Annotated in this window: 23 protein-coding genes; all 23 read left to right on the forward strand. The window is 58.7% G+C overall.

Annotated features, from left to right (window positions below):
• Positions 1-465 precede the first annotated feature (465 nt).
• The 23 genes from VN622_12495 (at position 466) to VN622_12605 (ending at position 18713) form a co-directional block, all read left to right on the forward strand.
• Positions 466-1806, forward strand: a complete 1341-nt coding sequence (locus VN622_12495; protein HWR36679.1) for a hypothetical protein — start codon at positions 466-468, stop codon at positions 1804-1806.
• Positions 1807-1817: 11 nt separating this feature from the next.
• Complete coding sequence (locus tag VN622_12500) at positions 1818-2096, forward strand: flagellar hook capping FlgD N-terminal domain-containing protein (GenBank protein ID HWR36680.1); 279 nt, start codon at positions 1818-1820, stop codon at positions 2094-2096.
• On the forward strand, positions 2096-3400 hold the full coding sequence (locus VN622_12505; GenBank protein ID HWR36681.1) for a flagellar hook protein FlgE: 1305 nt from the start codon (positions 2096-2098) through the stop codon (positions 3398-3400). Before VN622_12500 ends, VN622_12505 begins: the two co-directional genes overlap by 1 nt.
• A 257-nt stretch (positions 3401-3657) precedes the next feature.
• Positions 3658-4110 carry a flagellar basal body-associated FliL family protein gene (locus VN622_12510; GenBank protein ID HWR36682.1) on the forward strand — a complete coding sequence of 151 codons (453 nt, stop codon included), beginning with the start codon at positions 3658-3660 and terminating at the stop codon, positions 4108-4110.
• Positions 4111-4137: 27 nt separating this feature from the next.
• Positions 4138-4395, forward strand: coding sequence for a FliM/FliN family flagellar motor C-terminal domain-containing protein (locus VN622_12515; GenBank protein HWR36683.1), 258 nt, complete (start codon positions 4138-4140; stop codon positions 4393-4395).
• Entirely contained in the window at positions 4392-4796 is a 405-nt protein-coding gene (locus tag VN622_12520; protein ID HWR36684.1) for a flagellar biosynthetic protein FliO, read from the forward strand. Before VN622_12515 ends, VN622_12520 begins: the two co-directional genes overlap by 4 nt.
• Positions 4793-5548 carry a flagellar type III secretion system pore protein FliP gene (gene fliP / locus VN622_12525; protein HWR36685.1) on the forward strand — a complete coding sequence of 252 codons (756 nt, stop codon included), beginning with the start codon at positions 4793-4795 and terminating at the stop codon, positions 5546-5548. Before VN622_12520 ends, fliP begins: the two co-directional genes overlap by 4 nt.
• Complete coding sequence (locus VN622_12530; GenBank protein ID HWR36686.1) at positions 5548-5817, forward strand: flagellar biosynthetic protein FliQ; 270 nt, start codon at positions 5548-5550, stop codon at positions 5815-5817. Before fliP ends, VN622_12530 begins: the two co-directional genes overlap by 1 nt.
• A 4-nt stretch (positions 5818-5821) precedes the next feature.
• Entirely contained in the window at positions 5822-6589 is a 768-nt protein-coding gene (gene fliR / locus VN622_12535) for a flagellar biosynthetic protein FliR (GenBank protein HWR36687.1), read from the forward strand.
• 9 nt (positions 6590-6598) lie between these two features.
• Positions 6599-7660 carry an EscU/YscU/HrcU family type III secretion system export apparatus switch protein gene (locus tag VN622_12540; GenBank protein ID HWR36688.1) on the forward strand — a complete coding sequence of 354 codons (1062 nt, stop codon included), beginning with the start codon at positions 6599-6601 and terminating at the stop codon, positions 7658-7660.
• A complete protein-coding gene (flhA, locus tag VN622_12545) occupies positions 7660-9750 on the forward strand; it encodes a flagellar biosynthesis protein FlhA (protein ID HWR36689.1) in 2091 nt (696 codons plus the stop codon). The genes VN622_12540 and flhA overlap by 1 nt, the downstream gene beginning before the upstream one ends.
• 35 nt (positions 9751-9785) lie before the next feature.
• The gene (locus VN622_12550) at positions 9786-10598 is read left to right on the forward strand and encodes a FliA/WhiG family RNA polymerase sigma factor (protein ID HWR36690.1); all 813 of its coding nucleotides are present in this window, start codon (positions 9786-9788) and stop codon (positions 10596-10598) included.
• Complete coding sequence (locus tag VN622_12555) at positions 10583-11557, forward strand: FliM/FliN family flagellar motor switch protein (protein ID HWR36691.1); 975 nt, start codon at positions 10583-10585, stop codon at positions 11555-11557. Before VN622_12550 ends, VN622_12555 begins: the two co-directional genes overlap by 16 nt.
• Positions 11557-12354, forward strand: a complete 798-nt coding sequence (fliN, locus tag VN622_12560; protein ID HWR36692.1) for a flagellar motor switch protein FliN — start codon at positions 11557-11559, stop codon at positions 12352-12354. The genes VN622_12555 and fliN overlap by 1 nt, the downstream gene beginning before the upstream one ends.
• Before the next feature lie 266 nt (positions 12355-12620).
• The gene (locus VN622_12565) at positions 12621-13250 is read left to right on the forward strand and encodes a hypothetical protein (protein HWR36693.1); all 630 of its coding nucleotides are present in this window, start codon (positions 12621-12623) and stop codon (positions 13248-13250) included.
• Between the two features lie 274 nt (positions 13251-13524).
• On the forward strand, positions 13525-14262 hold the full coding sequence (flgF, locus tag VN622_12570; GenBank protein HWR36694.1) for a flagellar basal-body rod protein FlgF: 738 nt from the start codon (positions 13525-13527) through the stop codon (positions 14260-14262).
• A 16-nt stretch (positions 14263-14278) separates the two neighbouring features.
• On the forward strand, positions 14279-15070 hold the full coding sequence (flgG, locus tag VN622_12575) for a flagellar basal-body rod protein FlgG (protein ID HWR36695.1): 792 nt from the start codon (positions 14279-14281) through the stop codon (positions 15068-15070).
• Positions 15071-15074: 4 nt separating this feature from the next.
• Positions 15075-15632, forward strand: coding sequence for a flagella basal body P-ring formation protein FlgA (locus VN622_12580; GenBank protein HWR36696.1), 558 nt, complete (start codon positions 15075-15077; stop codon positions 15630-15632).
• Positions 15629-16333, forward strand: a complete 705-nt coding sequence (locus tag VN622_12585; GenBank protein HWR36697.1) for a flagellar basal body L-ring protein FlgH — start codon at positions 15629-15631, stop codon at positions 16331-16333. Before VN622_12580 ends, VN622_12585 begins: the two co-directional genes overlap by 4 nt.
• Before the next feature lie 35 nt (positions 16334-16368).
• A complete protein-coding gene (locus tag VN622_12590; protein HWR36698.1) occupies positions 16369-17448 on the forward strand; it encodes a flagellar basal body P-ring protein FlgI in 1080 nt (359 codons plus the stop codon).
• Complete coding sequence (locus VN622_12595) at positions 17445-17837, forward strand: hypothetical protein (GenBank protein HWR36699.1); 393 nt, start codon at positions 17445-17447, stop codon at positions 17835-17837. Before VN622_12590 ends, VN622_12595 begins: the two co-directional genes overlap by 4 nt.
• Positions 17838-17931: 94 nt before the next feature.
• Positions 17932-18234, forward strand: a complete 303-nt coding sequence (flgM, locus tag VN622_12600) for a flagellar biosynthesis anti-sigma factor FlgM (protein ID HWR36700.1) — start codon at positions 17932-17934, stop codon at positions 18232-18234.
• Between the two features lie 11 nt (positions 18235-18245).
• On the forward strand, positions 18246-18713 hold the full coding sequence (locus VN622_12605; protein ID HWR36701.1) for a hypothetical protein: 468 nt from the start codon (positions 18246-18248) through the stop codon (positions 18711-18713).

Here is an 18713-nt window from a genome sequence, read left to right on the forward strand (position 1 = left end):
GACTCCGTGAGCTTTACGTCGGCGCAACTCTGAATGACTTGAGCGCGAGAGAGTTGCTGGTCTAACAGGATTACTCGTCCGATGCTCCGACTTTGGCACTGCGTCTGCAAGAGAACACATGCAGCGATGCCGAGCCCAATTCAACTCGAGTGTACAAATACGGCATCAAGGATCGGCGCTTCTCAGTCCACCGCCGTGTCCGGCGCCGATTCGCCGTTTGCCGGATTGCTCGCCGCGGCGCGAGCTTCCGCGCACACTGAAGCACCCGCGTGGAAATATTCGAGAGATACAAGTGCGCCGAACTCGTCACAAGGGGCGAGGGGCGAAGATGCAGACGACGAGGATGTGCGGCTCCACGTTGCCTCTGCCGAAGACGGCGAGGACATCGATACTCTTGCGACTTTGGATGTCATCTTGGCCCAACCGCTCCCGGCAGTGCCCGTACAAACGTTAAGCGCGGAGTGCATGACACAGTCCTGTGAGGCCAACGCCTTGGCAACGGAAGCATCTCTGCCAACGGGTTCGTCAGCGGCACACGATTCGCCGGCATCCTTTTCCGCCGGAGCGACCTTATCCCTCGACACCGCCGCTCGGCTCGAATTCAGCACGGTAGATGAGTGTCTGGAGACAGACGAGGGGCTCATCGGCGCGAACGAAAAGCAGTCGAACAATTCGCAGATACACCGTGCGAATGATCGAGATGTTTCCTTCGAGGCCGACGTAAACATTGTCGCCGCAGCGACCGTAGCAGCAGAACAGGCACTTGCGCACGGCGAGTCGTCACAGCTTGAGCATACGACAGATCTCGAAATACTTGCCCCACAGGTCGCGGCACAGTTGCCGGGCGACCCGAAGGCGCGAACGCCCAATCCTATCGTCACGCAATCAGCTGTAGCGCAGGCGTCGTCATCGGAGAGAGCAAGGGCAGTCGTGGCATTGCCGAAGAGCCCAGATCAGCCACCCCCGTTATGCAGCGTAGCGACGCAAGCAAACGATGCCTTGAACAACAATCCGGCGAACAACGATTCGTTGGCGAAAGATTCGACATCCACCGTGCCTTCGGTGTCAGCAGAGGCGACCGCTGGAGAGAACCACGACAACTCAAGAAAAGTGCGCTCAGAAAGACGCGACGCACAAATGCAACCGTCGCATTCACAGATGCAACCCGCCAACACAATTGCCGAAATCGCAACAGTTGTGTCAACAAGTGTCGGAGAGCGGAGCACAACATCTGCGGGCAGCGCAGTCGAGCACGCAGAACTGCTGCCACTGCACACTATGGTCGAGACTGGCACAACGACTAACCAGCCGAAAGCAGAGATCACCGAAATCACGAGCGCGTCAGCTGACTTAGCGGCGAGCAGGCACGAGGCACGTTCTGCACAGGCGGCAGCGGCACAGGAACTCGTGCACGCCGTGCGATTGCTCGATCGCCTTAATCACTCGGAAATGCGCATTGGGCTGACAACTGAGTACGGTCGCATCGATATCCGGACGGTGATACGCGACAGCCACGTGGGAGCAACGATTGGGATTGAAGCAGGCGAGCTTGGCAGTGCCCTCACGGCCCAGTTGCCCGCCCTGAAGGAGGCACTCACGAGCCATCGCCTGGATTCAACCGTGGTGGTGTACGACGCAGGAACTGGTCACCACGCTGGCTCGCAGCATGGCAATGCCAGGCAGCACCCGCAAGCGACATCGCCGGTTCCAGGCATAGCCTCAGAAGATCCGGCGGCACCGCGCGACTCGAGTCGCTTGATGACCGGCGATTCCGACTATGGCACAGGATTGAATGTAACCGCATAAGGGGGACAGAGATGCAGATTTATGGCGCAACACAGTCGCAACCGGCCGAACAAAAAAGCGACTCCAGTGCGACGCTGGGCGGAGAAATGGGAGACATGTTCCTGAAACTGCTTACGACGCAGTTAAAAGCGCAGGACCCCATTTCACCGATGAACCCAACGGAATTCGTCGGCCAACTGGTGCAGTTCAATACATTAGGGCAGATCGTAGCGATTCGCGAACTGCTTGAACCTCAAAACATCGAGTCCACGAGGGGCGCAACAGCGCCTGCGATTGCAGGAGGAAAGTAATGCCGGTTTTCTCGATTCCGCTTTCTGGTCTAACCGCAAGTTCTACCGCTCTGTCTGCAATCGCAAACAACCTCGCCAACCTGAATACAGTTGGCTACAAGCAGACGCGCGCCACCTTTCGCGACCTCTTTTACCAGAGGATCGGCTCAAATGGCGCCGGCGACCCCATCCAGATCGGCGCGGGAGCCGCAGTGGGCTCACTTTCCACGGTGTTCACCGGAGGCAACGTTGAGACGAGCGGCATTTCGACCGATGTCGCCATCACCGGTGACGGGTTCTTCGTCGTCGAAAAAGATGGGATGTTGCAATACACGCGCGCCGGCAACTTTTCCGAAAGTCCGGAGGGCTTTCTCGTCACAGAGGACGGCGCGCAAGTGCTCGGGTATCCGTCTATCAACGGCCAAATCAGCACTGGGCAGGGACTCGGACCCATCCAACTCGGCAAAGGGCAGATCAATCCTCCGCAAGCAACATCCACGTTACAAATGAAGACAAACCTGGACGCGAACGCCCTCGCAGGCACGACGTTCAGCACACCACTTACCGTGTACGACTCCCTTGGCGCAAGCCACGTAGTCACGTTCAAGTTCACCAAAACGGGTGCGGACGCGCTAGGCAATTCCGCGTGGAGCTACGAAGCCTCGGTCCCTAGCCTGGAGATGAAGCCTGCGCTGGATGCGAGCGGCAACCCGATACCGATCGATCCCAAGGTGCCGAAGGCCGTCGTGAGTGGTTCCGTGAGTTTTGACGGCTTTGGCAAACTCGTTCCAAGCATAGATATCAGTGGCTTGCCAATCTACGACGATGTCGCACTGAACATCAGTGGCTTCGCGAATGGCGCCAACGATCTGAACACTTCCTGGAAGGTGTTCGACAACAAGGTGGGCCTGCTGACGCAAGTGGCCGCACCCAGTGACACGGCCTCGACCTACCAAGACGGCTTCGGTGCAGGCTCCATGCTCGATTTCGCAATCGGCGCGGATGGCGTGGTGCTCGGCGCCTTCACGAACGGCACAAAGATGCTTGGCCAGTTGGCGCTCGCGACATTTCCCAATGTGCAGGGGCTCACGCGCCAGGGGCACAACAACTTCGCCTCGACGCTTGCCTCGGGACAGGCAGCCATTGGAGAACCTGGAACCGGCGGACGCGGGACATTGGCAGGCGGTGCGCTGGAGCTGTCCAACGTTGATATCGCACGCGAGTTCGCGCAGTTGATCATGGCGCAGCGTGGCTTCCAGGCAAATGCGCGCGCAATCACCACCTTCGACGAAATCACGCAGGAGACCATCAACCTCAAACGTTAGCGATGACCGAATGAGGAAGGGCAGGCTTCGCAATGCCCTTCCTCAGAGTCTTCTAATGAGACCATTCCAATCCTGAACTGCGCGTTTCGGCAGGATTGTGCAAATCTTTAGTCGCCCTTCCCGTCCGAACGGCTAAGTGCAAGCGAGTCGGCGACTTCACGATTCTCGCCGCGTCACGTTCTCCGCGTCACTCCCGGCAACTCAATTGCACAACTATCCTCGCAATGTCGGACAACACAACTGAAATTCTAGAAACAGTGCCCGCGAAGAAATCGCGCGGCTTGGGTTGGGCCTTTGTCGCGCTGCTGATTACTGCCGCAGTACTCGCGGCTATGCTGCTCGTCGTGAGCCGTCGTCAGGCGCACAAAAGGACTGTCGTCGCTGAACCGCCGGTTGGCGCCGTGCTGCACCTGGAGACATTCGTCGTGAACGTAGGCGAATCCGAACAGGGCGGGTATCTGCGAGTAGGAATTGATCTGGGACTGGAGAGCGCGCCTGGTAAATCGGGCGAAGGCAAAGAGTCGCAACTGCCGACCGCCATGATCCGCGATACAACATTGGGCGTCCTGAGTGTCGCAAAGGCGGACGAACTGTTGACCGCCGAAGGCAAAAAAAAGCTAAAGGAAACACTTCAGCAAGCGCTGAACGCGCGTGCGCCCGAACTTCGTGTCCGCGAAGTGTACTTCACCGAATTCATGATGCAGAGGTAATCGACAGTGCAGACGCAAGCACTCGAATTGACTAAGGAGCAAGTACGAATTGTCGACGAAGACTGGGGGACCATGTTGTCGCTTCCCTGCCAGCTCACGTTGGAGCTGCGGGTGCCGGCGTTCACGGTGCGGAGTCTGCTCAGGCTCGAAAAAGACACTGTGATCGACACCAAGTGGAGCCAGGGCACGGACATTCCGCTTCGCGCAAATGGACAGTTAATCGGTTGGACGGAGTTCGAAGTGGTGGGCGAGCGTCTTGCGCTGCGACTGACGGAGTTGGCATGAGTTCACGAACTCGCAAGAACACAAGGAAGAAACGTAAAGCGATCACTACGTTGCCACGCGCGCGCACACTCGCACGTGCCTCATGGCGGCAAAAGCTGAACAAGCTGCTGTTCTGGCTATCTGAGCGGATGCGGCAGGCGCAGGCCGCAAGACCAGCGCGGAAGCTGCGCGTCTGTGAGACGGCGTCGCTCGGCGACAAACGTTTTGTCGCCGTCGTTCAGTTTGAGAATGAACGATTTCTTCTCGGAGGCGCTGCGGGCTCTGTAACGCTCATTGCGCGACTCGGCGCAAGCCAGGCGTTCGTCTCCGCTCTCGATGCGTGTGTCGTTCCGAAAATGCCTGTCCAGTTCGCGACCTTGCAGACGCAGAAACCGGATACGCCGGAGCGCGTTGCAAGATGAAGCGGCTTTTCACATGCGTCACCGTGGCGGTGCTGCTCTTGAGCGCGCCCGTCACTCTGGCCGGACCGGTTCCGAGTGCCCTGCCGGCGCCCGCGACCGGATTGCAATGGAGCGGCCTCGGCACAAGCGGCTCGATGCCGTGGGGCATTGTCGTGCTGCTCACGGTTCTGACGCTTCTCCCCGCCTTGTTGCTGTGCATGACGCCGTTCATCCGGCTGCTTGTCATCTTCCATTTCTTGCGGCAGGCGCTTGGAACCCAGACGACTCCGAGTAACCAGACGCTGATCGGCCTATCACTGGTGTTGACGTACTTCCTTATGCAACCTGTCGCCGTGGCCATCCAACAGCAGGCGCTCACTCCTTTTCAGCAAGGTCGTGTAACGGCGTTCCAGGCGGCGGAGTTAGGCTCCGCGCCGTTGAAGCACTTCATGTTGAAGTACGTGCGCGAGAAGGATGCGGCGCTCTTCGTAGAGTTGGCGCATGAGCCTCGCCCACGTACGCCGGACGACCTGTCGTTGCGAATCGTGATGCCCGCTTACATCCTCTCTGAACTCAAGGCCGGTTTCCAGATCGGCGCCGTGCTCTTTCTCCCATTCCTCGTCGTCGATCTTGTGGTGGCTTCCATCACGACTTCGATAGGAATGCTGCAACTTCCTCCCGTCGTGATTTCTACGCCTCTAAAGCTGCTGCTGTTCGTAATGGTGGACGGCTGGAACCTGCTGGTGGGTTCTGTCATGCGGAGCTTCACCTGATGCCCATGGAAACAGTGGTCGAGCTCGGAAGGACAACCTTGAAGGCGGCGTTGCTGATCTGCGCTCCGGTCCTGGCGATTGCGACCATCGTCAGCCTGCTGATCAACATTGTGCAGGTATTGACTTCCGTGCAGGAGACGACGGTTGCGACCGTGCCACGACTGCTGGCGGCTGCGCTCGCAATTTTTTTATTGCTCCCGTGGATGCTGCGGCGACTCGCGATGTTCACCACAGACGTATTCGGCGATTTTCATCGCTACCTGGGCTGAGGTCATGATGCTGGATATCGACAAGGCAATCGCAGGCTTGGTGTTCGTTGGCGTTCGCGTCTCCGGCTTGCTGCTGTTCGCGCCTTTTCTGGGCAGCATGACGGTTCCGGCGCGCGTCAAGGCCAGCCTTGCGGTTGCGATCACCGCCTTGCTGTGGCCCGCGCAGATGGCGAATGTTGGGTCGCTCACGGCACTAGATGCAACGAAGCTGATTGGCAGTGAATTCGTCATTGGCTTGCTGATGGGTTTGTCGGTGGCCTTGATTTTCGACGCAGTTCAATTGTCGGGACAGGTATTGGGTCTACAGATGGGCTACTCGCTGGTCAACATCATGGATCCGCAGACACAGGTGGATACGCCTGTGCTGGCGCTCTTCCACCAGACGATCGCAATGCTCATCTTTCTTCGGCTCGACGTTCACCACTGGATGTTGCGCGGCGTGGCACGCAGTTTCGGATACATGCCGGCGGGCAACGTGATGACGAACGGCGCGGTAGCCGACGCTGCGCTACGTGCTGCCGGCGGCATTTGGCTCGCAGGTGTGCAGATTGCCGCACCAGCACTGGCGGCGACGATGTTGGCGGATGTTGCGCTGGCATTTCTCGGCAAAGCATCGCCGCAATTGCCGGTGCTATTCATCGGTCTTTCCGTGAAGAACGTGCTTGGACTTGTGATGTTGATTTCCGCCATCAGCCTGTGGCCTGGACTGATGGAGCGCTACTTCAGCTCGGCTGTGGAAACGGGCGAACGACTGCTGCAACTTGCGCATTGAGGCGAACTGGTGGGCTCCGATAACAAGACCGAGCAACCGACACCACGGCGAAGAGACAAGGCACGTGAGCAAGGCCAGATTGCGCGAAGCCGCGAGCTGCCGGGAGCGCTCTCGGTGTTTGGCGCGCTCATGGTGCTGGCGTGGCAAGGCCCTTCCATGCTGATGCTGTGGCGCGATTTCTTCACGGCCAGCCTGCGTGCGGCCGAGGGCGACTTGCGAATTGAGAGTCCTCTTCTGCTCTGGAGCGTCGTTGCCGTTGGGCGATGGGTATTGCCGGCCGTTGCCGCTGCGTGGACTTTGGCAGTCGCGTCTTCGCTGGCGCAAGGCGGCTTAGTCTGGGCACCGGCTGCGCTCGCTTTCAAGCCTGAACGTCTGAGTCCGGCGAGCAAACTTGGGCAACTGTTCTCGACCCAGGCAGTAAGCGGCGTTTTGAAATCGCTGCTGCCCGCCGGTGCAGTTCTCTACCTTTCGTTGCAGGTATTGGAGCGCGAGTGGGTTCGGCTTGTGATGAGTGCAAACCTCCGAGCCACGGCCGTGCTGCCCATTGTTCTCGAATGCGCCTTTGAAATCGGGTGGAAGTGCGGGCTGGCCCTGCTGGCCTGGGCGGGTGCGGACTACCTGCTGGTGCGACAGAAGTTGGAAGGTGAATTGAAGATGAGTCGCGAGGAAGTTCGCGAAGAGATGAAGCAGAGCGAAGGGAATCCTGCGGTCAAAGGACGCATACGGAGATTGCAGCGACAGGTGCAGCGTCGTCGCATGTTGCAGGACGTGGAGCGCGCGACCGTCGTGGTGGTGAACCCGACGCACTTCGCCATCGCGCTCGAGTATCAGCCAGACATGGCGGCGCCGACTGTCATCGCCAAGGGCCGTAACCTGCTTGCAGAGCAGATCAAGCAGACGGCGCGCTGGCACAACGTACCGATTGTGGAGAACCCTCCACTTGCCCATGCGCTCTATCGCGCCACGCAGGTCGGTCAGGCAATCCCCGCGAAACTCTACGCCGCAGTCGCTGAGATTCTAGCGTTCGTCTACCGCGCAGAGGCGGCCGCTCGCGCCCGGGGGCGACGCTGATGGCAGCTAACCCCAGCACGCTTGCGGCGCTGCGAAACTCAGCTGCCGATTGGGTTCTTCCGGCAGCGGCGGTCAGCATCGTCTTCGTCATGCTGGTGCCATTGCCTGCCGTTGTGCTCGATCTTTTGTTGGCAGTCAGCATCACGGCATCGGTCCTGGTATTGCTCGCAGCGGTGCACATCCTGCGTCCCGTGCAGTTTTCGGTGTTTCCGAGTCTGCTGTTGCTACTGACGCTCTTCAGGCTGTCTCTGAACTTGGCCAGCAGCCGGCGAATCCTTCTACACGGCAATGAGGGCGCGAGCGCTGCGGGAGACGTGATTGAGGCTTTCGGCCAATTCGTTGTCGGCGGCAATTACGTCGTCGGATTCGTTCTCTTCCTGGCGTTGATTGCGATCCAATACATGGTAGTGAGCCACGGCGCAGTGCGTACTGCCGAAGTGACGGCGCGCTTCACGCTCGATGCGCTGCCCGGCAAACAGATGGCGATTGATGCAGACCTGAATGCCGGGTTAATCGACGAAGTGCAGGCGCGTGTAAGGCGCGCTGACATTGCGCACGAAGCCGAGTTCTATGGCGCGATGGACGGTGCCGCGCGATTCAATCAGCGCGACTCGCTGGCCACTATCCTCATCACCGCGATCAACATCATCGCCGGATTCCTCATCGGCGTCTTCCAGTTGGACATCCCGTTCCGCGAGGCGCTGAAGACCTACACCGTGCTGACGGTGGGAGATGGGCTTGTAACCATGATCCCGTCGCTATTGGTCTCCGTCGGCGGCGGAATCGTAGTTACACGCGCGTCGTCGCGCAACAGCCTCGGCTCAGACATTGGTCAACAACTGTTCGGAAAGAGCGGACCTTTGTGGATCGCGGCCGTGGCGATGGTCGCGTTGGCTCTCGTACCCGGGCTGCCGAAGATTTCATTTCTTTCTATGGCCGCGTTGCTCGCCTACGGCGCACGGCGCGCAAGCAAGAAGGTTGACACGTATTCCGAAGGGGCAACGACGGATCCCGGCAAACCGGGCAAGCCGGGAGACCCGGCCGCGCAATCGCAGGAAGCTTTTGAATCGGTCATCACGCTGGACGAACTGAGTCTCGAAGTTGGTTACGGTCTGGTTCCACTTGTGGATCAAAAGCAGGGAGGACAGTTGCTCCAGCGCGTACGTGCGCTGCGCCGGCACCTCGCCACACAACTGGGGTTCATTGTTCCCGCCGTACACATTACCGACAACCTTCGATTGAAGGCGCGTGAGTACGTGATCTACCTCCGAGGGGTCGAAGTGGCTCGCTGGGAGATGCGCGAAGAGTGCTTGCTGGCGATAAGTTCCGACGTGACTCCTCCGAACCTGCAGGGCTTTGAAACGCGGGAGCCTGCCTTCGGTGTGGCCGCGAAGTGGATTGCGCCTGCACTGCACGACCAGGCATTGGCCGCAGGCTACGCCGTCGTCGACCAGACTTCCGTAATGGCGACGCATCTCGCCGAGGTCATCAAGCAACACGCGCACGAACTGCTGACGAGGCACGAGACGAAGCGGCTGCTTGATCGGATGGGCGAAAGCCATCCCAAGCTACTTGACGAATTAGTGCCGAAGCTCATGACCCTTGGAGAAGTACAAAAGGTACTTCAACAATTGCTCCGCGAGCAGGTCTCCGTTCGCGATCTCGCGACGATTTTGGAATCGATGATTGATACCGCCTCTGTCAGCAAGCATCCGGTGGTGCTGGTTGAAACGGCGCGACAGGCCTTGGGGCGAGCCCTGGTGCGCCCACTTCTTTCAGAGGACGGCGGGCTCAGGGTCGTGACATTAGATGCACTCATCGAGGAAGAACTGAGTCGCGCCTTCAACCTGCAAGCGACAACAGTTCCTGCGACTGCATTGCAGCCATCCATCGTACGCCGCGTGCTGGACTCGTTGAAGGCTCTGGTTGGCGAGCAGGTCACAGTTGCAACGCCAGTATTGCTGTGCAGCACTCCCGCGCGCTTTCACCTGCGGCGACTGCTGGAACCGTTCTTGCCGAAAGTCGTCGTGCTGTCGCCAGGCGAGATTCCTCCGGCTATACAGGTTCAATCGATCGGGATGGTGCGTTAACCGCAACAAGCTTTCTGCGAAGGGATAGCCGAAGTATGAACTCAGTCCACGTTGCATACGAAGAAGTGCTCGACAGAGAGGAGCGCGACCGTCTGCTGATGGAGCAGTTGCCGCAGGTACGCTACATCGCTCGGCGAATCCATGACCGACTGCCGCAGCACGTTCTGCTGGAAGACCTGGTCCATGCCGGTGTGCTGGGGCTTATGGATGCGCTGCAGAAGTACGACCATCGCAAAAACGTGCAATTCAAGTCTTATGCCAAATTCCGCATACGAGGCGCGATTCTAGACAGCCTTCGTGAGTTGGACTGGAGCCCTCGCGATTTGCGCCGCAAGGCGCGCAGGCTGGAACAGGCCAATAGCAAGCTCGGAACGGAACTCGGGCGCTCCGCAAGCGAGATGGAATTGGCGGCGGAACTCGGCATGGACCTCGATGAATTCCAGCACATGTTAACCGAGTTGGGAGGATTGGACCTCGGCAGCCTGCAGATCGAGTCGTCGCAAGATGGCCACGAAGAGGATCTCTGCGAATATCTGCCGGGTAATCCAGAGGAGAGTCCGTACTTTCTCTGCCTGCGCTCAGAGATGAAGGCGCTGCTCGCGACGTCGATTAGCGAGATGTCGGAGAAAGAGCAACAGGTGCTCTCGCTCTACTACTACGAAGAACTCACGATGAAGGAAGTTGGGGCGGTCCTTGGCGTGGGTGAATCTCGTGTGTCACAAATCCACTCACTTGCGATGATTCGCCTGCGCTCGCGCCTACAGGAAATGCCCGGAACGCGTACCACTCCTGCGGCCCTGACCAAGGGAATGCAGTCGATCATGGGGGGCTCATGGAAAAGATCCTGAACCAGGAAGAAATCGACGCGATGTTCCGTGCCGCCCGTGGCGATGCTAGAACACCAGTGGTACACCCGGCGGACGTGGTAGCTTGCAACTTTCGTCAAGCAGGACAGGTCGGCAAAGACCAGTTGCGGGCAATCAGCATGTTGCACGAGATTTTTGCACGGAACCTCACGCATTCGCTGGGCGCGTATTTACGCGTTGTGTTCGAGGTCACTCTAGTTTCAGTAGAACAACTGACATATCGCGAATTCCTGTCGTGCGTTGCGGAGATTGCGTACCTGGCGTCGTACCGATTGCCTTCTCTCAATGCCACGGCAGCTTTGCAACTCGACCTCTCGCTCGCCTTCCCCATCATCGACCTTCTGCTCGGGGGCCAGGGAAAGCCCGAAGCGGTGCTGCGCGAGGTGACTGAGATCGAAGAACAGATCATGGAAGGTGTCGTGAAGATCATTTGTCGCGAGTTGCAAACGGCGTGGCAGCCGCTGGGTCTGGACTTCGTCTTCGATCAGCGACAGCAAGCTACGCAGATGCAGCGCCTCATGCCGCCGGACGAGATGACCCTTTCGCTCAGCTTTGAGATCAAGATGCCGCAGGCGCGCGGCAGCTTGAATCTTGTCTTCCCCGCCGTAGTTTCGACTGCATTGCGCAAGTTGTCGCGCGACTGGGCATACCAGAAACCGAAGGGAACCGCCGAAGCAGCTCAGCAGCTACGTCGAACCATGCTTGGCTGCCCGTTCCCTGTACAACTCGGAATGGCGCAGATCCCCGTGAAACTCCGTGATGTGCTTTCGTTGAGGCCGGGGCAGGTGCTTCCTCTGAAACAGCGCGCCGATGAGCCTGCGCTGCTGATCGTAAGCGGCTGCAACACGTTCACTGCGAACGTCGTACGCAACGGACTGTGGCGCGCTGCGCAGATTCGCGAACGAATTCATAGCGCTGCTGAGCACAGGAAGGAAGTTTGATGCCGTCCGAGAATCGATTGGAGCTCAACGACTTTGTCCAAGCCTGGTGCGAGCAGATGGCGCTGGCTCTCTCCCAAGCCTCCGGTAAAACCTGGAATGCCGCTATGACCGACGATGGCGCGAACGCCAGCGACGCGGTTCACCTCTGCTTCTCGGTGTCGAAAAGCCTGCGCGGTGAAATGGCGATTCGACTCGCAACCGCCGATGCGGTCCAAATGGCGCGCCAGTTTACTGGTGCCGCGTATAGCGGCGAAGTTGTTCTGGGCGGCGATGATCGCGACGCATTCATTGAGCTACTTCGACAGGTTTCAGGGCTGGTTGCGTCGGTAATCAAGCCTCGCGCTGGCGAGGTGGAATTCAGCGGCGGGAACCTGCTCGCTATTGCCTGGCACCCGGTCTCGACGGTAACGATCGCGGTGGAATGCGGCGCCGAAAAGTTGCTGATCCATCTGCTACTGAGCGCGGAGCTGGCTGAATCTCTAAATCCGGCTCCAACGCCAGCAATGAACACCGCCACCCTGCGACAACTTGCGCGCGACGGTAATCTCGACCTGCTCATGGACGTGGAACTCGGGATGACGCTTCGTTTCGGCGAGCGTCGCATGTTGCTTCGCGAAATCCTCGATCTCAGCTCCGGAGCGGTAATCGAACTGGACCGGCAGGTTCACGAAACCGTCGATCTGCTGCTGGACAACAGAGTCGTCGCGCGCGGCGAAGTCGTCATTGTGGACGGCAACTACGGGTTGCGAATCACGGAAGTCGCCTCAGCCGCGCAGCGAATCGAAACGATGCAATAGGAGTTCTGGATATGTTGGAAGCGATGACAATGCGTCAATGGTTACCTCAGTTGAAGCTGGACCTGAGTTCGTTCGTCCCGCGGTGCGGAAACGATGGATGCGCGAGTGATCATCCGATATGGAATGGGCTCACCCGGCGAGCAGAAGGGTTGAACGTACAAGGCTCATGGTACTGCTCGGAGGCGTGTGTAACGCAGACTCTTGAGAAGACCTTCCAGAGGCTGCTGCTTTCACCTGCCACTGCAATGACGAAAGTTCGTCACCGCATGCCTCTTGGTCTGCTGCTGATGTCGCGCGGCGTGATCCAGCACGAGCAACTCAAGACAGCACTCGAACTTCAGCAACAGCACGGAGGCCGAATCGGGGAGTGGCTGTGCAAGGTTGCAAATTTGACGCAGGAGCAGGTAGCAACCGCCGTTGGATTGCAGTGGGGATGCCCAGTATTTCCCGCCGCTTCGGCAGATGCCGAGTGCGCGCGTTCCGTTCCCTTCCACCTGCTGGAGACCTACGGCATGGTTCCCGTGCACTGGGTATCTTCTGCACGTGAGTTGTACGTAGGCTTCAACGTGAAGGTGGACTACACAGCACTGTACGCGATTGAGCAGATGTTGGACTGCCACACCGAACCCTGCGTGCTCGCCGACTCTGAACTGAACGGTGCATTGCAGCGGGCGCGAGAAGCGTGCAACCAGCACGAGATTGTGATGGACGGACTCGACTCAGCCGAGGAGATGACTCGCATCGTCATCAGCTACGCGCACCAGGTCGGCGCAGCAAGCTTGCGCTTCGTCGAGTGCGGAACTTATATCTGGTTAAGACTGGCAAACACGAAGCACTCAACGGACCTGTTGTTTCGGCGCGAATGTTCTTCTTCCAACCGCGATCGCCGGGGATGACTGCCAACTGCACTCACTCCTCGACGGCAGCAACCAAGTGGCACTCGACTTCGGGGACTCCGCTATCACAATTGCATTGGAATTGCACAGCTATACAAACCATAAGGACGCCTGTGCAAGCTTGCATCAACGTGCCGCCTGCATGGGCGCCTCCTTCATTAACGCTTTTTAACTTTTGCGCGCCGCTCCGCACCAATCTTCAATCACTTGCAAACCCCGTGGCAGTTGCGATTGGGCACTGACGTGCTCTTAAGACCGTGAAGGATTCGAGTCTATGGACAGCGGCTATTACGCGGCATGTACGGGCCTGATCGCCCGAACCGAAGCACTTGAGATTGCGGCCAACAACCTCGCGAATGCGAATACAAGCGGCTTCCGCGCTAAACACGAAACCTTCCATTCGCTGCTCGCGCAAAGCACGGGCACGCGGCTGACCGACATCAACCGCGCGGTGAACGACTACGGCGTGCTAGGCAGCGCGCGCGTGGATTTGTCGCAAGGAAATTTGGAACGCACCGGAAACGTGCTTGATCTCGCCATCGAGGGTCGCGGTTTCTTTGCCGTGCAAACGGCAGGGGGTACACGCTACACGCGGGACGGAAGCTTTCAGCAAACACGCGACGGTTACCTGGTCACGAACGGTGGAGATCGCGTTCTCGGCGAGAACGGCGCAGCTATACGGATGCTGGACGGAACGGCCGACATCAGCGGCGAAGGAACGATATCCGTCAGCGGCGCACTGGCGGGCAAGTTGAAGATTGTCGAGTTTGTACCGGGCACGCAGCTTGAGAGCGTTGGCGACTCGTACTACTCGGCACCGTCGAACTCGGTAGTGGCTCCATCTGCCTCGCGCGTGAGACAGGGAATGGTCGAAGGCTCGAATGTGAATCCGGTGGCTAGCGCCGTCGGCCTAATCGCATTGCAACGCCACGCCGAAATGTTGCAGCGCGCGCTCTCCACGTTTCACTCAGAGTTCAACCGGATTGCAGCCGAGGAGCTACCACGCGTTTAGCGCGTGAGGAGATCTCATGTTTCGCGCACTTTATACAGCGGCCAGCGGAATGGTGGCGCAGCAGCTCAATCTCGACAACATTGCCAACAATCTCTCGAACGCCAGCACTGCCGGATTCCGCCGCCGCCGGCTACAGTTCCAGGATTTGATGTACCAGAACATGGTGATGCCCGGATCGGCCGCAACTCAGCAAACAACCGTCGCGGCCGGACTGCAGATCGGTCTCGGAACCAGGGCCATCGCTTCCGAGATGATCCAAACTCAAGGCGATTTCAACACGACGAATAACCCGTTCGACCTCACGATCAAGGGCCAAGGATTTTTTCAGGTTCGCTTAACAAATGGCGAAGTGGGCTATACACGCTCGGGGACATTTCATCCGGACGCGCAAGGAAACATCGTGACGGCCGACGGTGATCCGCTCGACCCGGCAATCACAATTCCGCCGGACGCCTTGTCTGTAACCATCGGCGCGGATGGCACGGTGACGGTAACGCAGCCGGGCCAGAGCGCAGCGCAGCAGGTTGGCAATATTCAACTGGCGATGTTCACAAATCCCGGCGGCTTGAATAGCGTTGGTAAAAATCTCTTTATGCCGACGAGCGCATCGGGCGACGCGATTATAGGCACGCCCGGCGGTTCCGAAGGGTTAGGAAGCATCGAGCAATTCGTGCTGGAGCAGTCAAACGTCAACGTCGTCGAAGAGTTCATCGCCATGATCCTGGCACAACGCTCCTACGAAGCGAATTCGCGAGTCGTGCGCGCCGCCGATGAAATGTTCCAGCAGCTCAATTCGCTTGGTCGGTAACCCGATGCTTCACTCTCTTACGCTCGCTTGCACGCTCACGTTCCTGGCGGCGGCTCCGGATATGGCCGCACAGATCAGCTCGCCGACATCGACGCGCGTCATCACTGCAATACATGGTGCTTTGCAACAACACGCCTGCGGGAAGAGCCTTCGCAGCGACTCAATCGAAGTGCTCGGCGCCCCACGGCGCGGCGATGTTGCATTCATTGTCACAGATGTTGCCAAAGACCGCAGCAGTGAGGCCTTGCGAGTGCGGCTCGCGTGTGAGCCTCGCAACGCTTGCCTTCCGTTCTATGCACTCGTCCATGACGAGAGCCTGATAAGCAACTTTCAACCAACCGATGCGCCAGCCCGGCAGCGTGCGGCGATGAAACCACTGGTGAAAGCAGGCGACAAGGCCATGCTGCGGATTGACTCAGCAGGGCTGAAGATTTCAACCGAAGTCATCTGCCTGCAGTCAGGCAGGCTTGCTGATGTGATTCGAGTACGGGACGTGTCGCGAAAGCATGTCTTCAAAGCGGAGGTGGTTTCTGAGGGCCTTTTGCGCGGAGTACTGCCATGACCAATCCTCGAGTGATGCACGTTATCATCTCGCCGCTACTGGTGCTTGCACTGGCAGTGCCACTCTGCGCCGGCGACAAGCGGCAGAAGAACGCGCGCACCTTGCAGGATTACCTCGCTAGCCTGCCTCAAGATTCCGCCAAGCCACAGGAGCGAACTGCTGGCAGCCTTTGGCTCGATGGCGCGGCACTCACCGATTTGGCGGCCGATTACAAAGCACATCGTTTGCACGACATCATCACCGTGCACATCGTCGAACAGACGCTGGCAGAGGCCAGCGCTAGCGTCACTTCGCAGCGCGGGTTTGAAGCAAACTCCGGCGTGACGGCACTCGCGGGCAAGGTAAACACCAGCAGCTTGGAGTCTCTCTTCTCGCCACATTCGCAGAGCAAACTACAAGGCGAAGGAAAAACGGCTTCGAATTCCCGCCTGCGCACGAGCCTCGCCGGACAGGTTGTATCGGTGTTGCCGAACGGATCGCTTGTGGTGCAGGCCGAACGCCAGGTGGCCATGAACAACGAGCGCCAGACGGTGATTGTTCGCGGAGTGGTTCGTGCCGGAGACATCAGCGCAAATAATGCCATTGTTTCTACCGCGATGAGCAATCTCGAAATTGAATTGAAGGGAAAAGGCGTGATTACTGAAAGCACGCGTCCACCGAACTGGATTGTCCGCATTCTGCTGAGAGTTCTGGGGTTCTGATGCGACAGAGGGCGTTGGGCATTGCAACTTGCGCGTTGGCTCTGTGTCTTGCCGCACCGGCCGTGGAGAGTCCGTCTCGCCAGGCGCGTGTGCGGGACATCGCCTCCGTCGAGGGTGTGCGCGAAAACCCGCTCGTAGGCTACGGCCTCGTCATCGGATTGAATGGCACAGGCGACCGCAGGCAAACCGTTTTTACGATTCAGACGCTGGCGAATGTGCTTCAGCGAATGGGTATGCAGATTCCCGCTAGTTCGGTGCGTGTCAACAACGTGGCCGCCGTTTTCGTGACGGCCAGTCTGCCCGCTTTTGCGCGTCCTGGCACACAGATCGATATCACTGTGTCATCGATTGGCGACGCGAAATCGCTTGAAGGCGGATTGCTGCTCCTGACGCCGCTGCATGCAGCTGATGGGCAGGTTTACGCCGCCGCCCAAGGCGCACTCACGCTCGGCGGATACTCGGCGGGTGGCCAGGGAAATTCGCGCCAGGTAAATCACCCAACCGTCGCGCGCATTCCCTCTGGCGGCATGGTAGAGCGCGAGTCGGTTCTCAATCTGCGAGACCGTTCATCGATCTCCCTGCTGTTGAGGGATCCGGACTTTGGCGTAGCGCATGATATGGCCGAGGCTATCAATCGAGAACTCGGACGCCCGGCAGCATCGGCCGTAGACGCCCGGCGTGTTGAGATAACCGCCATCGAAGGTGTAAAGGATTCCATCCCCGCTATGCTGGCCAGAATCGAGCAGGTGGCAATCTCCATACATCAACGCGCCAAGGTGGTCATCAACGAACGCACGGGCACGGTGGTTATTGGCCGTGATGTAAGACTCGGAGCCGTGTCCATACTGCATGGCAATCTCTCCATCGAGATTGCTACCGAATTCAATGTGTCGCAACCCCAGGCATTTGGAACCGGCGACACCAGAGTCGTACCGCAGCAGACAACCCGCGCGCAGGAGTCACCAGCGCGACGGGTCGAGCTAACGGAAGGCGCAAGCGTAGAGCAGTTGGTGAATGGGTTGCAATCCATCGGCGCAACAGCAAGGGATGTTGTGGCGATTCTGCAGGCAATCAAAGCCGCCGGTGCGCTCCAGGCGGAACTGGAGGTTCTGTGAGCATTCCCATAGGTGAAGCCGCCGGTTTCGCCATGAGAGCACAATCAGTTAGCGCCGCCGAACAACTCCGGCGAACCACCACGACTGCCGGGGCAAAGCTGCAGCAGGCTGCTCGCGATTTCGAATCGATCTTGCTAGCGAGTTGGCTCGAAAAGATGCAGGAGACACTTTCGACCATCCCGGGCGGCGACGCCGATCCGGCGCACGAAAACCTGCGCTCACTGGGAGTTCAGACGCTCGCCTCCGGCATCGTTGACGCCGGAGGGATTGGGATTGCGCAGGTTATCCTGCGCGATTTCGAGCAGGGACGTACCTCAGCGGTAACCAGTCCCACGATAAAGTCACGAGCAGTGGCTGCCGATCAAGATATTGAAGCGCCACGCAGTTGAGAACAAGTGAACTTCTTTATTAAAGATTTCTAATCCGATGCCGATTCTCTAGTTGCAGGGCCAACAGAGAGCGGAACCGACTGGAGTTGCAGCAATGCGAATCGACTTACATCTACCCACAACCACTGCGGTGGACGCAAACCGCGGAACTAAGGGAAGCAGCGGCCCCGCCCAATCGACCCGCACCGAATCTCACGCGGACGAGACGCGACTGTCCAACAACTCAACCTTGGAGTTGTTGCAGACACGGATGCAGCGCATGACTGAAATCCGCCAGGAGCGCGTGGACTCGCTGCGGGGAGCGATTTCCGCCGGCACCTACGAACTGCAGCCATCCAAGATTGCGGAGTCGATTTTCACCGAATTCTTTGGACGTACAACGCTGGCGATCGAGTAGGCGGTTTAACAATGACTTCGAAGCGGACGGTAGCTAATCGCGATCACCTGCTGGAGCGATACCGGCACGTGCAGCAACAGAGATTGTCCACGTTGTGCGCTCTTTGCGCGGAGCTACGCGATGTCCAGGAATCGATCGTCGCGATGGACCTTCCGCGGATTGAAACGAACGTCCGGGCGGAGGAGTCCCTCTGCACAGAGCTGCGAGCAATCCATCGCGAAATAACAGAGTTGGCTTCGGCGCTCGACCTGCCTGTCGAACCTGGGCGAGACATCGACGGCACCGGCGAACTCGACATCGTGCAATCCCTTGCCGATGTGCAATCTGAAGTTCGTCAACTAACACGCGTGAACGCCGCCCTCGTGCACCGCTCGCGCCGTTCCATCAATGTACTGCTAAACGTGCTTGCAACGTGCTGTGGCGGCTACGGCTCGGTTACGGCAACGGTGTCTGGCTCGGCTGCGGAGCTTGGAATTTAG

The sequence above is a fragment of the Clostridia bacterium genome (genome assembly GCA_035561135.1).
Lineage (GTDB): Bacteria > Acidobacteriota > Terriglobia > Terriglobales > Acidobacteriaceae > DATMYA01.

Excerpts from the sequence above, each read along its gene's own strand:
- VN622_12520 (HWR36684.1), top strand. The coding sequence starts at position 4,392 with ATGAGTTCACGAACTCGCAAGAACACAAGGAAGAAACGTAAAGCGATC.
- VN622_12565 (HWR36693.1), top strand. The coding sequence starts at position 12,621 with ATGCCTCTTGGTCTGCTGCTGATGTCGCGCGGCGTGATCCAGCACGAG.
- VN622_12585 (HWR36697.1), top strand. The coding sequence starts at position 15,629 with ATGACCAATCCTCGAGTGATGCACGTTATCATCTCGCCGCTACTGGTG.
- VN622_12580 (HWR36696.1), top strand. The coding sequence starts at position 15,075 with ATGCTTCACTCTCTTACGCTCGCTTGCACGCTCACGTTCCTGGCGGCG.
- VN622_12605 (HWR36701.1), top strand. The coding sequence starts at position 18,246 with ATGACTTCGAAGCGGACGGTAGCTAATCGCGATCACCTGCTGGAGCGA.
- flhA (HWR36689.1), top strand. The coding sequence starts at position 7,660 with ATGGCAGCTAACCCCAGCACGCTTGCGGCGCTGCGAAACTCAGCTGCC.
- flgM (HWR36700.1), top strand. The coding sequence starts at position 17,932 with ATGCGAATCGACTTACATCTACCCACAACCACTGCGGTGGACGCAAAC.
- VN622_12530 (HWR36686.1), top strand. The coding sequence starts at position 5,548 with ATGCCCATGGAAACAGTGGTCGAGCTCGGAAGGACAACCTTGAAGGCG.
- VN622_12550 (HWR36690.1), top strand. The coding sequence starts at position 9,786 with ATGAACTCAGTCCACGTTGCATACGAAGAAGTGCTCGACAGAGAGGAG.
- VN622_12495 (HWR36679.1), top strand. The coding sequence starts at position 466 with ATGACACAGTCCTGTGAGGCCAACGCCTTGGCAACGGAAGCATCTCTG.
- fliR (HWR36687.1), top strand. The coding sequence starts at position 5,822 with ATGATGCTGGATATCGACAAGGCAATCGCAGGCTTGGTGTTCGTTGGC.
- fliP (HWR36685.1), top strand. The coding sequence starts at position 4,793 with ATGAAGCGGCTTTTCACATGCGTCACCGTGGCGGTGCTGCTCTTGAGC.
- VN622_12500 (HWR36680.1), top strand. The coding sequence starts at position 1,818 with ATGCAGATTTATGGCGCAACACAGTCGCAACCGGCCGAACAAAAAAGC.
- VN622_12505 (HWR36681.1), top strand. The coding sequence starts at position 2,096 with ATGCCGGTTTTCTCGATTCCGCTTTCTGGTCTAACCGCAAGTTCTACC.
- fliN (HWR36692.1), top strand. The coding sequence starts at position 11,557 with ATGCCGTCCGAGAATCGATTGGAGCTCAACGACTTTGTCCAAGCCTGG.
- flgG (HWR36695.1), top strand. The coding sequence starts at position 14,279 with ATGTTTCGCGCACTTTATACAGCGGCCAGCGGAATGGTGGCGCAGCAG.
- VN622_12555 (HWR36691.1), top strand. The coding sequence starts at position 10,583 with ATGGAAAAGATCCTGAACCAGGAAGAAATCGACGCGATGTTCCGTGCC.
- flgF (HWR36694.1), top strand. The coding sequence starts at position 13,525 with ATGGACAGCGGCTATTACGCGGCATGTACGGGCCTGATCGCCCGAACC.